This window comes from Streptomyces sp. WAC 04229 (genome assembly GCF_003947455.1).
GTDB lineage: Bacteria > Actinomycetota > Actinomycetes > Streptomycetales > Streptomycetaceae > Streptomyces.
This window is the reverse complement of the sequence record NZ_QHJH01000181.1, coordinates 1-14670: the sequence shown is the minus strand read 5'-3', so window position 1 is coordinate 14670 and position 14670 is coordinate 1. Positions and strand designations below refer to the sequence as shown.

Sequence of the window (14670 nt, the reverse complement as noted above, 5' to 3'; positions counted from 1 at the left end):
GCCTAGGGGGGTGGGGGCGGAGGTTCATTGGCGGCTGACGGAGCGTCGTGGTCGGTCGCGCAGTTCCCCGCGCCCCTGATGGGGCGCCGTGCCACCCGGCGTTCTAGCGTTGCCGTGTGGCCTACTTCGATGCTGCTTCCGCTGCTCCCCTTCATTCCGTCGCCCGGCAGGCGTTGCTGGCCTCTCTCGACGAGGGGTGGGCCGATCCGGCTCGGCTCTATCGGGAGGGGCGGCGGGCTCGGTTGTTGCTGGACGCGGCTCGGGAGGCCGCCGCCGAGGCGGTGGGGTGCCGGGCCGACGAGCTGGTGTTCACTCCTTCGGGGACGCGGGCGGTGCATTCAGGGGTGGCGGGTGCGCTCGCCGGGCGGCGGCGCGTCGGACGCCACCTGATCGTGTCTGCCGTCGAACACTCCTCCGTACTCCATGCGGCGGAGGAAGCGGAGCGGAGCGGCGGGACCGTCACCCAGGTGCCCGTGGACCGGGCGGGCGCGGTGGATCCGGCGGCGTACGCGGCGGCCCTGACCGACGACACCGCGCTGGCCTGCCTCCAGTCGGCCAACCACGAGGTGGGCAGCGAGCAGCCGGTGGCGGAGGTGGCGGAGGTCTGCCGGGCGGCGGGCGTGCCGCTGCTGGTGGACGCGGCCCAGTCGCTGGGCTGGGGGAAGGTGCGCGGCGACTGGTCGCTGCTCACGGCCAGCGCGCACAAGTGGGGCGGGCCCTCGGGGGTCGGGCTGCTGGTCGTGCGCAAGGGGGTGCGGTTCGCGCCGCAAGGGGCGGCGGACGAGCGGGAGTCGGGGCGGGCGCCCGGGTTCGAGAACCTCCCGGCGATCGTGGCCGCCGCGGCCTCGCTGCGGGCCGTGCGGGCCGAGGCAGCGCAGGAGGCGGCCCGGCTGCGGGAGCTGACGGAGCGGATCCGGGCGCGGGTGCCCGGCCTGGTGCCGGACGTCGAGGTGGTCGGCGACCCGGTGCGCCGACTGCCCGGGATCGTCACCTTCTCTTGTCTCTATGTCGACGGGGAGACTCTGCTGCACGAGCTGGACCGGGCCGGCTTCTCCGTCTCGTCCGGGTCGTCCTGCACCAGCAGCACGCTGACGCCGAGCCACGTCCTCAAGGCGATGGGCGTACTCACCGAGGGCAACGTCCGGGTGTCGCTGCCGCCGGGCACGCCCGCCGAGGACGTCGAGCGGTTCCTGGAGGTACTGCCGGGCACGGTGGCCGCGGTGCGGGAGAGGCTGGGCGCGCCTGCGGCCGCGGAGTCCGCCCCTCGGACAGGGGCGGACCTCGTCGTGGACGCCATCGGCCGCCGCTGCCCGATCCCGGTCATCGAACTGGCCAAGGTCATCGGCGACGTCCCCGTCGGCGGAACGGTCCGTGTCCTCTCCGACGACGAGGCGGCGCGCCTGGACATCCCGGCGTGGTGCGAGATGCGGGGCCAGGAGTACGTGGGTGAGGAGCGGGAGGAGAGGGGAACGGCCTACTTGGTCCGCCGGATCAGATAGACCGCACCCGACGACTCAGCCCAGCCGCCCCCGGACCTCCTCCGCAGCCTCGTCCCCGTACGCCTTGGTGAACCGCTCCATGAAGTGCCCGCGTCGCAGCTGGTACTCCTGCGTACCGACCGTCTCGATGACGAGGGTCGCCAGCATGCAGCCCACCTGCGCCGCCCGCTCCAGCGAGACGCCCCACGCCAGTCCCGCCATGAACCCGGCCCGGAAGGCGTCGCCGACCCCCGTCGGGTCGGCCTTGCGCTCCTCGTCGGGCACGCCGACCTCGATGGTCTCCTCGCCGGCCCGCTCGATCCGCACGCCCCGCGCGCCGAGGGTGGTGACGCGGTGCCCCACGCGGCCGAGGATCTCCTCGTCCGTCCAGCCGGTCTTGGTCTCGATGAGCCCCTTCTCGTACTCGTTGGAGAAGAGGTAGGTCGCCCCGTCCAGCAGTATCCGGATCTCGTCGCCGTTCATCCGGGCGATCTGCTGGGAGAAGTCCGCGGCGAAGGGGATGGACCGCGCGCGGCACTCCTCGGTGTGCCGGAGCATCGCCTCCGGGTCGTCGGCTCCGATGGAGACCAGGTCGAGGCCGCCCACGCGGTCGGCGACGGTCTTCAGCTCGATGAGGCGGGCCTCGCTCATCGCGCCCGTGTAGAAGGAGCCGATCTGGTTGTGGTCGGCGTCGGTGGTGCAGACGAAGCGGGCGGTGTGCAGGGTCTCGGAGATGCGCACCGAGCCGGTGTCGACGCCGTGCCGGTCCAGCCAGGCGCGGTACTCGGCGAAGTCCGAGCCGGCCGCGCCGACCAGGATCGGCCGGATGCCGAGCTGGCCCATGCCGAAGGCGATGTTCGCGGCGACGCCGCCCCGGCGTACGTCCAGCTGGTCGACCAGGAAGGAGAGCGAGACCGTGTGCAGCTGGTCCGCGACGAGCTGGTCGGAGAATCGGCCGGGAAAGGTCATGAGGTGGTCGGTGGCGATGGAGCCGGTGACTGCGATGCGCACGGCGTGGACTCTCTCCTGAGGGGAGGCGGGTTGACAGTTCACGCTACCCGGGACCGCCTCCCGATCGAAGCAGGCAAAACTACCCGGTAGTACAACTTTCTTCGCGGTCCGGGACGTGCCTACGGTTCTGTTATGACGAACCTGAGGACCGCCGACCCCGCCCCGGCCGACCTGGACGGCGACCTGGCGTCGCTGCGGGGTGACTGCGCCCGGATGACCCCGCGCTGGTCTGCCCCGGCTCACGTCGCCACCCGTCCGGTGCCCGTCTCGCTGCTCCACGGTGTACGGGTGCCGCAGACGTCGGCCCGGTTGCTGGAGGCGATGTCGGACTACGGCGACTGAGCCGTTCGGGCGACGCACGCCGTCGCCGGGAACCGGATGCCCGCCCACCGCGTCCCATCGCTGTCCCCCGGTAACAGCTGAAGGAGCGATGCGGTGAACAGCGAGCGACCCGACAACGACGCCACCGCCGCCGACGAGGCCGGCACCGGGCGTCCCGCGCGACGGCGTCCCTCCGCGGTCGTCGTCGCGTCGGTCGCCGCCGCCGTGCTGCTGGTCGGCACGGGCGGTGCCTACCTGGCCACGTCCGCCTCCGGCGGCGCCCCGGACGGCGGTACGGCGTCCGGGGCGTCGGGCGACGACACTCCCCCGCCGCTGGCCCTGGACGACCACGGGACGTCCCCCGAGGGTGGTACGGACGGAACGAACGGCATCGCGCCCGGTGAGCCCGATCCGTACGGCGTCACCTACCGCGCCGACGGCTCCCTCCCCGAGGGGCCCGGCTCGGCGCCCGTGTACGGGACGAAGGGCGAGGTCACCGAGGCGGAGGTGGCCCGGCTGGCCGAGGCGCTCGGAGTGGCGGGCGCACCGCGCGTCCAGGGCGGCGCCTGGAAGGTCGGCAACGCCAAGGACGGCGCGGGGCCCCTGCTGACGGTGACGACGCAGGCGCCGGGCACCTGGACGTTCCACCGCTACACGCCCGGCACCGACGACTGCAGGAAGGGCGCCGCGTGCCAGGCCCCGTCCGCCGACGGGAGCCCGGTGAGCGAGGCGGCCGCGAAGAAGGCGGCGGCGCCGGTGCTGAAGGCGCTGGGCCAGGACGACGCCAAGCTGGACGCGGGCCAGGTCATGGGCGCCCGGCGGGCCGTGAACGCCGAACCCGAGGTCGGCGGGCTGCCCACGCACGGCTGGACGACCGGCGTGGTCGTCGGCGCCCAGGGCGACGTGGTCGGCGGCAGCGGGCAGGTCAAGGCGCCGGTCAAGGGGGACACGTACCCCGTCCTGGACGCGAAGGAGGCGCTGGCGCTGCTGAACTCGCCGGGCGGCGGTTCCGGGCCCGGCGTCGGAGGCATCGGGGGCTGCGCGAGCCCGGTGCCGCACGAGGACGGCGCGGACACGCCGTGCGCGCCGCCGACCGGCTCACCGGAGAAGCCCGGGAAGCAGACGGTCACGGTCGAGGACGCGGTGTTCGGTCTGGCCGCGCATCCGGTGCGGGGGCGGCAGACGCTGGTGCCCTCCTGGCTGTTCGAGGTGCGTGCGCCGGGCGCGGCGGACAGCTCCACGGTCACGTATCCGGCGGTCGAGCCGAAGTACCTGACCACCGCGGCCCCGGCCTCGCCGTCCCCGTCCGACAAGCCGACCTCCAAGCCGGGCGAGCCGCGGGACGTGCGGGTGAACGGGTACACGGCCGCCGGCGGTGAGCTGACCGTGCACTTCACGGGCGGGGTGTGCGCGGACTACGAGGCGAAGGCCGAGGAGGAGGACGGGGAGGTGACCGTGACGGTGACCGAGACCCCGCATCCGGACAAGGTGTGCATCCTGATCGCCAAGGAGTACGAGCGCACGGTACGGCTCGACGAACCGCTCGGTGACCGGAAGGTCGTGGGCACGGACGGCGAGAAGGTCCCGCTGCACAAGCCCGGCGCACGGCTGCCGGCGCCGTCCGGGAACCGGTGACACCGGGCGCGTGAGCGGAAGAGGGCGGCGGCCCGGGGTCGGACCCCGGGCCGCCGCCCTCTTCGTGTCGCGTGCGCGTGTGCCGCGCGGCTCAGCTGAAGGAGTCGCCGCAGGCGCAGGAACCCGTCGCGTTCGGGTTGTCGATCGTGAAGCCCTGCTTCTCGATCGTGTCCACGAAGTCGATGGTGGCGCCGCCCAGGTACGGGGCGCTCATGCGGTCGGTGGTGACCTTGACGCCGTCGAAGTCCTTCACCACGTCGCCGTCGAGCGAGCGCTCGTCGAAGAAGAGCTGGTAGCGCAGGCCGGAGCAGCCGCCGGGCTGGACGGCCACGCGCAGCGCGAGGTCGTCACGGCCTTCCTGGTCGAGCAGGGCCTTGACCTTGGCCGCGGCGGCGTCGGTCACGATGATGCCGTCGGTGACGGTGGTGGACTCGTCCGATACGGACATCTACATCTCTCCCGGGTTGTACGGAGACTGCTTGCCGACGGTTTCAACCGGCGGAGCCGCGGATTCATTCCGGGCGGGCCCGAGTCTTTGTCCTCGGTGTTCCCTTCATGCTCGCACACGCCCCCGCCCACGGTAAGCGGCACCGGGATTCACGTCACACCGACACAATGGGCATCGTCAAACTGACGTGAAGCGGTTATGATATATAGCGTCAGTTAGACGAAAAGTAGAAAGGGTGCGTGTCGTGACCACCGCCCAAACCCAGGAGCTCGACGTACAGCCGACGCCCCTCGCCCTGCTGCTGCTCGGCCGTGAGGCCGACCCGAGGAGCGAGCGCGGCGTGGAGTGCCCGGGCGACCTGCCCTCGCCCTCCGACCCGGACCTGGTCGCACGCGCCCGCGCGGCCAAGGAGAGGCTCGGGGACAAGGTCTTCGTCCTCGGCCACCACTACCAGCGCGACGAGGTCATCCAGTTCGCCGACGTCACGGGTGACTCCTTCAAGCTGGCCCGGGACGCGGCCGCGCGCCCGGAGGCCGAGTACATCGTCTTCTGCGGTGTGCACTTCATGGCGGAGTCGGCCGACATCCTGACCTCCGACGACCAGAAGGTGGTCCTGCCCGACCTGGCCGCCGGGTGCTCCATGGCGGACATGGCCACCGCCGAGCAGGTCGCCGAGTGCTGGGACGCGCTGACCGAGGCCGGGATCGCCGAGCAGGTCGTGCCCGTCTCGTACATGAACTCGTCGGCGGACATCAAGGCGTTCACCGGCAAGCACGGCGGCACCATCTGCACCTCGTCCAACGCCAAGCGCGCCCTGGACTGGGCCTTCGAGCAGGGCGAGAAGGTGCTCTTCCTGCCCGACCAGCACCTGGGCCGCAACACCGCGGTGCGGGACATGGGCATGACGCTCGGGGACTGCGTCGTCTACAACCCGCACAAGCCGAACGGCGGGCTGACCGCCGAGGAGCTGCGCGCCGCGAAGATGATCCTGTGGCGGGGGCACTGCTCGGTGCACGGCCGCTTCAGCCTCGACTCGGTGAACGACGTGCGCGAGCGCATCCCCGGGGTGAACGTCCTCGTGCACCCCGAGTGCAAGCACGAGGTCGTCGCGGCGGCGGACTACGTCGGCTCGACCGAGTACATCATCAAGGCCCTGGAGGCGGCCCCGGCCGGTTCCAAGTGGGCCATCGGGACCGAGCTGAACCTGGTCCGGCGGCTGGCGAACCGTTTCGCTGCGGAGGACAAGGAGATCGTCTTCCTCGACAAGACGGTCTGCTTCTGCTCGACGATGAACCGCATCGACCTGCCGCACCTGGTCTGGACGCTGGAGTCACTGGCCGAGGGCACGCTGGTCAACCGCATCGAGGTGGACACGGAGACGGAGGCGTTCGCGAAGCTGGCGCTCGAGCGGATGCTGGCGCTGCCGTAGCGGGTTCCGTCCCGACCACCCGCCCCGTGCGGGGTGCCGGAAACGGCGGAGGTCCCGCCCGACCACCTTCGGTGTCGGGCGGGACCTCCGCCGTTTCGCGGTCTCAGACCTTCGCCGGCTCCGGCTCGTCCGAAGCCGCCGCCTGCGGGGGCACGTCGCCGCCGCCCTTCTTCGCCGCCCGCTTCCTCGCGCGCCGCTCCTTGCGGAGTTCGAGCATCGCGTACAGCGTCGGGACCAGCAGGAGGGTCAGCAGGGTCGAGGTGACCAGGCCGCCGATCACGACCACCGCGAGCGGCTGGGCGATGAAACCGCCCTCGCCGGTGACGCCCAGCGCCATCGGGAGCAGGGCGAAGATCGTCGCCAGGGCCGTCATCAGGATGGGCCGCAGACGGTGCCGGCCGCCCTCGATCACGGCCTCGACGACACCGTAACCCTGCTTGCGGTACTGGTTGATCAGGTCGATCAGCACGATCGCGTTGGTGACCACGATGCCGATCAGCATCAGCATGCCGATCATCGCCGGGACGCCCATCGGGGTGCCCGTGGCGATCAGCAGGCCGATCGCGCCGGTCGCCGCGAACGGGACGGACACCAGCAGGATCAGCGGCTGGGCCAGCGACCGGAAGGTGCCGACCAGCAGCATGAACACGATCGCGATCGCCGCCAGCATGGCGAGGCCCAGGTTGACGAAGGCCTCGTCCTGGTCCGCCGTGACGCCGCCGATCTCGGCGGTGGCGCCGGCCGGCAGGTCCAGCGCGTTGATCTTCGACTGGAGGTCGGTGCTGACCGCGCCGGTGTTGTCGCCGGTCGGCTTGGCGGTGATGGTCGCCGCGCGCTGACCGTCGATCCGGGTCATCGAGACCGGACCGTCCACCACCTGCACGGTGGCGATGTCACCGAGCTTGGCCGGACCGAGGTTCAGGGCCTTCAGCTCGGCGATCGTCTCGGCCGGCCGCGCCGACCGGATCACGACATCCCGCTCGGTGTCCTCCAGGGTGGCCTTGGCCGCGGGCGTGCCGCGCACGGCCTGGCCGACGGCGGCGCCGAGCGTCTGGTCGGTGAAACCGGCCTCGGCGGCACGGGCGTTGGCCTTGACCGAGATGCGCGGCACGCTCTGCGCCAGGTCGCTGGTGACGTCGGTGACGTCGTCGAGCCCGGCGACCGTCTTGCGGACCTGCTCGGAGGCGTCCCGGAGCACCTTCGCGTCGGCCGCCTTGACGACGACGCTCAGGTCCTGGCTGCCGAAGCCGTCACCGGCGGCGACCGTGGTGGTGCCGATGCCGTCGAGCTTCGCGAGACCGTCCTCGATGTGGTCCTGGACGTCCTCGGAGGACGCGGAGTCCTCCAGCATGATCTGGTACGACGCCTGGTTGGTGTCCGTGCCGCCGCCGAAGGCGGCCATGAAGCCGGACGAGCCGATGGTGACCTGGTAGTCCTTGACGCCCTCGGTGCCGCCGAGGAGCTTCTCGACCTTCTTCGCCTGGGCGTCGGTCGCGCCGAGGCTGGTGCCCGGCTTCAGCTCCTGCTTGATGCTCAGGACTTCCTGCTCGCCCTGGTCGAAGAAGTTGGTCTTCAGCAGCGGCGCCATGCCGAACGTGCCGATCAGCACGACGACCGCGATGGCCACGCTGGTCAGCCGGCGGCGGGTGGCGAAGCGCAGGACGGGGACGTAGAAGCGCTGGAGGCGGCTCTTGGCCTCCTTCTCCTCGGCCAGCCTGCGGGCTTCGGCGGCGTCCTCGGGGGTGCCCTTCGGGGGCCGCAGGAACCAGTACGACAGCACCGGGACGACCGTCAGCGACACCAGCAGGGACGCCAGCAGCGCGGCGGTGACGGTGAGGCTGAAGGAGCCGAACAGCTCGCCGACCATGCCGCCGACCAGACCGATCGGCAGGAACACGGCGACCGTGGTGAGGGTCGAGGAGGTGACCGCTCCGGCGACCTCGCGGACGGCCTGGAGGATGGCCTCCCGGCGCTCCTCGCCGTAGCCGAGGTGGCGCTTGATGTTCTCCAGGACCACGATCGAGTCGTCGACGACCCGGCCGATGGCGATGGTCAGCGCGCCCAGCGTCAGCATGTTCAGCGACAGGTCGCGCGTCCACAGGACGATCAGCGCCAGCACCACCGACAGCGGGATGGAGACCGCGGTGACCAGGGTGGAGCGGACCGACGCCAGGAAGACCAGGATGATCAGGACGGCGAAGAGCAGACCGAGTCCGCCCTCCGTGGTCAGACCCGAGATGGCCTTGGACACCGCCGGGCCCTGGTCGCTGACGACGGTCAGTTCCGCGCCGGAGCCGAGCTGCTCGCGAAGGTCGGGCAGCTTGTCCTCGACGGCGTTCGAGATGGCGACCGCGCTGCCGTCGTGGTCCATCGTGACGGCGACCGCGAGGGACGGCTTGCCGTCGGTGCGGGTGAGGGAGTCGGCCTTGGCCTCCTCCTCCTTGACGGTGGCGACGTCGCCGAGGCGGACGGGCTTGTCGACGCCCTCGCCGGTGACCATGAGGTCCTGGATCTGCTTGAGCGAGGTGAAGCCGCCGCCGACCTGCACGGTGCGGTTGGCGCCGCCCTCGTCGAAGGAGCCCGCGGGCACGGTGGCGCCGCCGGCCTGGAGGGACTGGGCGAGCACCTGCGGGCTCACCCCGGCCGCGGCCAGCTTCGCCGGGTCCGGCGTGACGGTGACCTCGACGTCGCGCACGCCGTCGACGGTGACCTGGGCGACGCCGTCGATGTCCTTCAGCTCGGAGACGACCGTCTTGTCGAGCCGGTCGGCCAGCGCCTGCTGGTCCTCGTCCGAGGTGACGGCGAGGACGACGGTCGGGATGTCGTCCGTCGAGCCGGAGATGACCTGCGGGTCGACGTCGTCGGGGAGCTGCGCGCGGGCCCGGTTGACGGCCTGCTGGACGTCGGCGACCAGCTGCTGGGTGTTCGGGCCGTAGTCGAAGGACGCCATGATGACGGCGTTGCCCTCGCTGGCGGTGGCCGTGACACCCGATATCCCGTCGACGGCTTCGAGGCTGTCCTCGATGGGCTCGACGACCTGCTTCTCGACCACGTCCGGCGAGGCGCCCTGGTAGGGGGCGAGGACGGACACCATGGGCAGTTCGATGGTGGGCAGCAGCTGCTGCTTGAGCTGGGGGATCGCGATCGCCCCGAAGACGAGCGCGACGATCGACATCAGCCCGATCAGGGCCCGTTGCGCGAGGCTGAATCTCGACAGCCAGGACATGGGTCAGGGTCTCTCTTCTGTGGCCGAGCGGAGGGGACGGGGCACGTCTGTACGCCCACTCCAACACCCTGGGCCATGGGCGGCCCCGGTTCCCTAGCCCGCAGGTCCATTTCCTTATCCGGCGCCTACTGCCGCCGCAGTACACGCGGGTGGAGGTCACTCCACCCTTGGACGTACCAGTCCGGATTCGTACGCGATCACGACCAGCTGGGCGCGGTCGCGGGCGCCCAGCTTGGCCATGGCGCGGTTCACGTGGGTCTTCACGGTGAGCGGGCTGACCTCGAGGCGTTCGGCGATCTCGTCGTTGGAGTGCCCGCCGGCGACCTGGACCAGGACCTCGCGCTCCCGTCCGGTCAGCGTCTCCAGCCGCTCGGCGCGGGCGGGGTCGCCGTCCTCCCCGGCCGTGCCGTCCTGGGCGAGGAAGCGGGCGATCAGGCCCTTGGTGGCGGCCGGTGACAGCAGGGCCTCCCCGCCGGCGGCGACGCGGATGGCGCTGAGCAGCTCGTCCGGTTCGGAGCCCTTGCCGAGGAAGCCCGAGGCGCCCGCGCGCAGCGACTGCACCACGTAGTCGTCGACCTCGAAGGTGGTCAGTATGACGACCCGGACGTGGGCGAGGGCGGGGTCGGCGCTGATCAGGCGGGTGGCCGCGAGGCCGTCCGTGCCGGGCATCCGGATGTCCATCAGCACCACGTCGGCCCGCCGTTCGGCGGCCAGCCGGGCCGCCTCCGCGCCGTCGGACGCCTCCCCCACCACCTCCATGTCGGGCTCGGAGTCGACCAGCACCCGGAAGGCGCTGCGCAGCAGCGCCTGGTCGTCGGCGAGCAGGACACGGATCGTCATACGGGGTCCTCCGCGGCTTCGGTGCGGCTTCTGACCGGAAGGATCGCATGGACCCGGAAGCCGCCCCCGTAGCGGGGACCGGTGGTGAGGGTGCCGCGCACGGCGGTGACGCGCTCGCGCATCCCGAGGAGGCCGTGGCCGCCGCCGTCCGGGGCCGTGCCGTCCCCGGCGCCGTCGCCGGTCCCGTCGTCGAGGACGGTCACCTCGATGTTCGGCCCCACCCGTACGACGCTGACCTCGGCCTTCGCCTGCCGGCCCGCGTGCTTGCGGACGTTGGTCAGGGCCTCCTGGATGATCCGGTAGGCGGCCAGGTCGACGGCGGCGGGCAGTTCGGTGCCCTGGTCGGCGCGGGCCACCTCGACGGGCAGCCCGGCGTGGTGGAAGGTGCCGACGAGTTCGTCCAGCCGGTCGAGGCCGGGAGCGGGCTCGGTCGGCGCCTCCGGGTCGCCGGTCTGACGGAGCAGCCCGACGGTGGCCCGCAGTTCGTCCAGCGCGCTGCGGCTGGCGTCCCGTACGTGGGCGAGGGCCTCCTTGGCCTGGTCGGGCCGCTTGTCCATGACGTGCGAGGCGACCCCGGCCTGGACGTTGACCAGGGCGATGTGGTGGGCGACCACGTCGTGCAGGTCGCGGGCGATGCGCAGCCGCTCCTCCGCGACCCGGCGGCGGGCCTCCTCCTCACGGGTGCGCTCGGCCTTCTCGGCCCGGTCCCGGATGGCCTGCACGAAGGCACGGCGGCTGCGGACGGCGTCCCCGGCGCTGGCCCCGATGCCCGTCCAGGCGAAGACGGCGAGGTTCTCCTGCGCGTACCAGGGCAGCGGCCCGAACAGCATGGCGGCACCGGTCAGCACCGTCATGGTGAGCAGGCCGACCCGCCAGGTGGTGGGGCGGTCGGTGGAGGCGGCGACGGTGTACAGGGCGATGACGGCGGACATCACCACGGGTGCGCGGGGGTCGCCGGTGATGCTCTCGACGACGGAGACGCAGCCGGTGACCCCCAGGACCACCAGCGGGGCGCGGCGGCGGAAAGCGAGGGCGGCGGCGCCGACGGCCATCAAGGCCAGGCTGAGCACGGCGGGCGTGCGCAGGCTCCAGGTGACGCCCTCCGGGCCGTGCGGGTCCGCGAAGGAGCCCGCGACCATGCACACCAGGACCGCCGCGGCGAGGGCGGTGTCCAGTGCGGAGGGGTGGGCGCCGAGGGTGCAGCGGGCGCGGGCGAGGGTGCTCACGGCTGTTTACGGTAGCTGGAGTGGGCGTGGGTTCTCACTGGGCCGGGGTGCAGTGGGCGTCGACCCGGGGGCTGCGCCCCCAGACCCCCGCTTCGGCCTGACGGCCTCGTCCTCAAACGCCGGAGGGGCTGAAGAACAGAAGTTCACGCCCCGCCCGGGATGAGGCCGTCGTCGCTCAGCAGTTCCTGGACCTCCTCCAGGGTGGCGTCCGGGGAGGGGAGGATGAGGTCCGACGGCTCCAGGGAGTCCTCGGGGAGGGGCTCGCCGAGGTCGCGGACCTTGGCGAGGAGCGCCTGGAGGGTGGCTCGGAAGCCGGGGCCGTCGCCGTTCTCCATTTCGGCCAGGAGTTCGTCGTCCAGCTTGTCCAGCTCCGCGAGCCGGTCGTCGGCCAGCGTCAGCTGACCCTCCCCCATGATCCGTACGATCATGTCGGCCCTCCTAGGCGCGTGGGCTACTGCTTGTCGAAGCGCGGGGTGTCCTGCGGCTGCTGCTGGGACTGCGTGCTGCCCTGGCCCTCGCCGCCCTCGATGGCCTGCCGGTCGGCGGTGCTGCCACCGGCCAGCTCGGCCTTCATGCGCTGGAGCTCCAGCTCTACATCCGTACCACCGGAGAGCCGGTCCAGCTCGGCCTGGATGTCGTCCTTGTGCATGCCGGACTGGTCGTCGAGGGCACCGGAGGCGAGCAGCTCGTCGATGGCGCCGGCCCGGGCCTGGAGCTGGGCGGTCTTGTCCTCCGCCCGCTGGATGGCCAGGCCGACGTCGCCCATCTCCTCGGAGATGCCGGAGAACGCCTCGCCGATGCGGGTCTGCGCCTGGGCCGCCGTGTAGGTGGCCTTGATGGTCTCCTTCTTCGTGCGGAAGGCGTCCACCTTGGCCTGGAGCCGCTGGGCCGCCAGGGTGAGCTTCTCCTCCTCGCCCTGGAGGGTGGCGTGCTGCGTCTCCAGGTCGGTGACCTGCTGCTGGAGGGCGGCCCGGCGGGAGAGCGCCTCGCGGGCGAGGTCCTCACGGCCCAGCGCCAGCGCCTTGCGGCCCTGGTCCTCCAGCTTGCCCGACTGGGACTGGAGCTGGTTGAGCTGCAGCTCCAGGCGCTTGCGGCTGGTCGCCACGTCGGCGACCCCGCGGCGCACCTTCTGCAGCAGCTCCAGCTGCTTCTGGTACGAGTAATCGAGGGTCTCGCGCGGGTCCTCGGCCCGGTCCAGGGCCTTGTTGGCCTTCGCGCGGAAGATCATCCCCATACGCTTCATGACACCGCTCATGGGCTTCGCGCGCCCCCTTCTGGCCGACTCCGGCTCCAGCGACTGCAACAGAACCCACAGTACGGGCCCTGCATCCATTACCGCACTGTTCGGGGACGGATGCGCTCATCCCCAAGGACGACTGCGTACGCTCCCGATCCGGCGCAAGGAGTAGGTGCTCCCCGGGGTTGTCCGGAATGACCGGTGTCCGAGGGTGTACGCAACGTCCCCTCTGTCCCCTTACTGACGACCGGCGTTGCCGGATCGTTCCCCACCGGACTGGGGTCCACACCCCCACACCCCGTACCCTTGGGTTTTGTGTTCCGTAGCCGTGCCAAGGATGAGAAGGCCCAGAGCGCCAGCGCGCCGGTGACCGACTCCACTCAGCCCCGTGACCCGCAGGCCCCCAAGGGCAGGCCCACGCCCAAGCGCAGCGTGGCCCAGTCCCAGCGCCGCAGCGTCGCCAATACGCCGTTGACGCGCAAGGACGCCGCCAAGCGGCAGCGCGAGGAGCGGCGGACCGCGATGGCGCGCCAGCGCGAGGCGCTGGCGAAGGGCGACGAGCGGTATCTGCCGGCCCGCGACAAGGGCCCGGTCCGCAGGTTCGCGCGCGACTTCGTCGACTCGCGGTTCAACATCGCGGAGTACTTCCTGCCGATGGCCGTGATCATTCTCGTGCTGAGCATGGTCCGCGTCGCCTCGCTGCAGAACGTCGCACTGCTGCTGTGGCTGGTGGTGATCGTGCTGATCGTGCTGGACTCGATCGTCACCGGCTTCCGGCTGAAGAAGCGCCTCGCCGAGCGGTTCCCCGACGAGCGCCGCCGCGGCGCCGTCGCCTACGCCCTGATGCGGTCGCTCCAGATGCGTCGCCTGCGGCTGCCCAAGCCCCAGGTCAAGCGCGGAGAGCGGCCCTGAGCACGACGCCTTTCGCCGGTGACGCGGCCCAGAGCTGGACAGCGAAACTGCCGGGTCTGCGCAACGTCGTACGGCAGGAGATGGTGGCGCGACAGCTGGACGAGCAGATAGCCGGCCGCTTCGCCGTGGGCAGGCGCCTGCGGGTGCTCGACGTCGGCATGGGCCAGGGCACCCAGGCGCTGCGGCTGGCCCGGGCCGGGCACCAGGTGACCGGCGTGGAGCGGGACGCCACGATGATCGCCGCGGCGCGGGACGCCCTGGCCGGGCAGCCGGAGGGCATCCGGGAGCGGATGCGGATCGTCGAGGGGGACGGCCGGGACACCGGCGTGCACTTCCTGCCCGGCAGCTTCGACGTGGTGCTCTGCCACGGCGTGCTGATGTACGTCGAGGAACCCGATCCGCTGCTCGCGGGGCTGGCCCGGATGCTCGCGCCGGGCGGCCTGCTGTCACTCCTGGTGCGCAACGGCGACGCGCTCGCCATGCGCCCTGGACTGCACGGCGACTGGGCCGGCGCGCTGACCGCCTTCGACACCACGCAGTACCGGAACCGCCTCGGCCTCGACGTGCGCGCGGACCGGCTGGCGACGCTGACGGCGAAGCTCGCGAGCATCGGCGCCCCGCTGCACGTCTGGTACGGCGTCCGGGTCTTCACGGACACGGCGAGCGACGAGACCGCTCCCCCGGCCGATCTCGAACCGCTGCTGGCCGCCGAGGAGCGGGCCGGCCGGACGGACCCGTACCGCGGGACGGCGGCGCTGCTGCATCTGTGCGGAGTGCGCGGCTAGGTGTATTGATCACGAGCGTTGTTAACGCTGGCGGGGCTTGATCATGGCGAAGACCTCCGGTGTGGTGGAGCTGTCTAGGACTGCACCGCACGGAGGTCTTCGTGTCCCACCGTAATGCCCGG

At 71.8% G+C, this 14670-nt stretch carries 13 protein-coding genes; 6 read left to right on the top strand and 7 right to left on the bottom strand.

Annotation, left to right across the window (positions count from 1 at the left end):
• The first annotated feature begins 116 nt into the window (after nucleotides 1–116).
• Complete coding sequence (locus DMH12_RS31050; RefSeq protein ID WP_125494740.1) at nucleotides 117–1499, top strand: cysteine desulfurase/sulfurtransferase TusA family protein; 1383 nt, start codon at nucleotides 117–119, stop codon at nucleotides 1497–1499.
• Between the two features lie 15 nt (nucleotides 1500–1514).
• Here DMH12_RS31050 and DMH12_RS31045 read toward each other — a convergent pair whose 3' ends face one another.
• Nucleotides 1515–2489 (bottom strand): carbohydrate kinase family protein, encoded by a 975-nt coding sequence (locus tag DMH12_RS31045; protein ID WP_125494739.1) that lies wholly within the window; start codon nucleotides 2487–2489, stop codon nucleotides 1515–1517.
• Nucleotides 2490–2621: 132 nt separating this feature from the next.
• Between DMH12_RS31045 and DMH12_RS31040 the strand changes: the two genes are divergently transcribed.
• Both DMH12_RS31040 and DMH12_RS31035 read left to right on the top strand, forming a co-directional pair.
• Nucleotides 2622–2831, top strand: a complete 210-nt coding sequence (locus tag DMH12_RS31040; RefSeq protein WP_125494738.1) for a hypothetical protein — start codon at nucleotides 2622–2624, stop codon at nucleotides 2829–2831.
• Between the two features lie 93 nt (nucleotides 2832–2924).
• Entirely contained in the window at nucleotides 2925–4445 is a 1521-nt protein-coding gene (locus DMH12_RS31035; protein WP_125494737.1) for a hypothetical protein, read from the top strand.
• A gap of 91 nt (nucleotides 4446–4536) precedes the next feature.
• Here DMH12_RS31035 and DMH12_RS31030 read toward each other — a convergent pair whose 3' ends face one another.
• Nucleotides 4537–4893, bottom strand: coding sequence for an iron-sulfur cluster assembly accessory protein (locus DMH12_RS31030; RefSeq protein ID WP_122620514.1), 357 nt, complete (start codon nucleotides 4891–4893; stop codon nucleotides 4537–4539).
• A 244-nt stretch (nucleotides 4894–5137) separates the two neighbouring features.
• Between DMH12_RS31030 and nadA the strand changes: the two genes are divergently transcribed.
• Complete coding sequence (gene nadA / locus DMH12_RS31020) at nucleotides 5138–6322, top strand: quinolinate synthase NadA (RefSeq protein ID WP_125494736.1); 1185 nt, start codon at nucleotides 5138–5140, stop codon at nucleotides 6320–6322.
• A gap of 103 nt (nucleotides 6323–6425) precedes the next feature.
• Here the strand turns inward: nadA and DMH12_RS31015 are convergent, their stop codons facing one another.
• The 5 genes from DMH12_RS31015 to DMH12_RS30995 all read right to left on the bottom strand — a co-directional run bounded on the left by DMH12_RS31015 (nucleotide 6426) and on the right by DMH12_RS30995 (nucleotide 12857).
• Entirely contained in the window at nucleotides 6426–9548 is a 3123-nt protein-coding gene (locus DMH12_RS31015; protein WP_125494735.1) for an efflux RND transporter permease subunit, read from the bottom strand.
• Nucleotides 9549–9704: 156 nt separating this feature from the next.
• A complete protein-coding gene (locus DMH12_RS31010; protein ID WP_125494734.1) occupies nucleotides 9705–10388 on the bottom strand; it encodes a response regulator transcription factor in 684 nt (227 codons plus the stop codon).
• Nucleotides 10385–11614: a sensor histidine kinase gene (locus tag DMH12_RS31005; protein WP_125494733.1), complete on the bottom strand. Its 1230-nt coding sequence runs from the start codon at nucleotides 11612–11614 to the stop codon at nucleotides 10385–10387. The genes DMH12_RS31010 and DMH12_RS31005 overlap by 4 nt, the downstream gene beginning before the upstream one ends.
• Nucleotides 11615–11757: 143 nt before the next feature.
• The gene (locus DMH12_RS31000; RefSeq protein ID WP_125494732.1) at nucleotides 11758–12042 is read right to left on the bottom strand and encodes a PspA-associated protein PspAA; all 285 of its coding nucleotides are present in this window, start codon (nucleotides 12040–12042) and stop codon (nucleotides 11758–11760) included.
• 23 nt (nucleotides 12043–12065) lie between these two features.
• On the bottom strand, nucleotides 12066–12857 hold the full coding sequence (locus tag DMH12_RS30995) for a PspA/IM30 family protein (RefSeq protein WP_260474403.1): 792 nt from the start codon (nucleotides 12855–12857) through the stop codon (nucleotides 12066–12068).
• A gap of 234 nt (nucleotides 12858–13091) precedes the next feature.
• Here DMH12_RS30995 and DMH12_RS30990 point away from each other — a divergent pair, with 234 nt between their 5' ends.
• Both DMH12_RS30990 and DMH12_RS30985 read left to right on the top strand, forming a co-directional pair.
• On the top strand, nucleotides 13092–13763 hold the full coding sequence (locus tag DMH12_RS30990; RefSeq protein WP_125494742.1) for a DUF3043 domain-containing protein: 672 nt from the start codon (nucleotides 13092–13094) through the stop codon (nucleotides 13761–13763).
• A gap of 83 nt (nucleotides 13764–13846) precedes the next feature.
• The gene (locus DMH12_RS30985; RefSeq protein ID WP_125494741.1) at nucleotides 13847–14548 is read left to right on the top strand and encodes a bifunctional 2-polyprenyl-6-hydroxyphenol methylase/3-demethylubiquinol 3-O-methyltransferase UbiG; all 702 of its coding nucleotides are present in this window, start codon (nucleotides 13847–13849) and stop codon (nucleotides 14546–14548) included.
• Nucleotides 14549–14670: the final 122 nt, after the last annotated feature.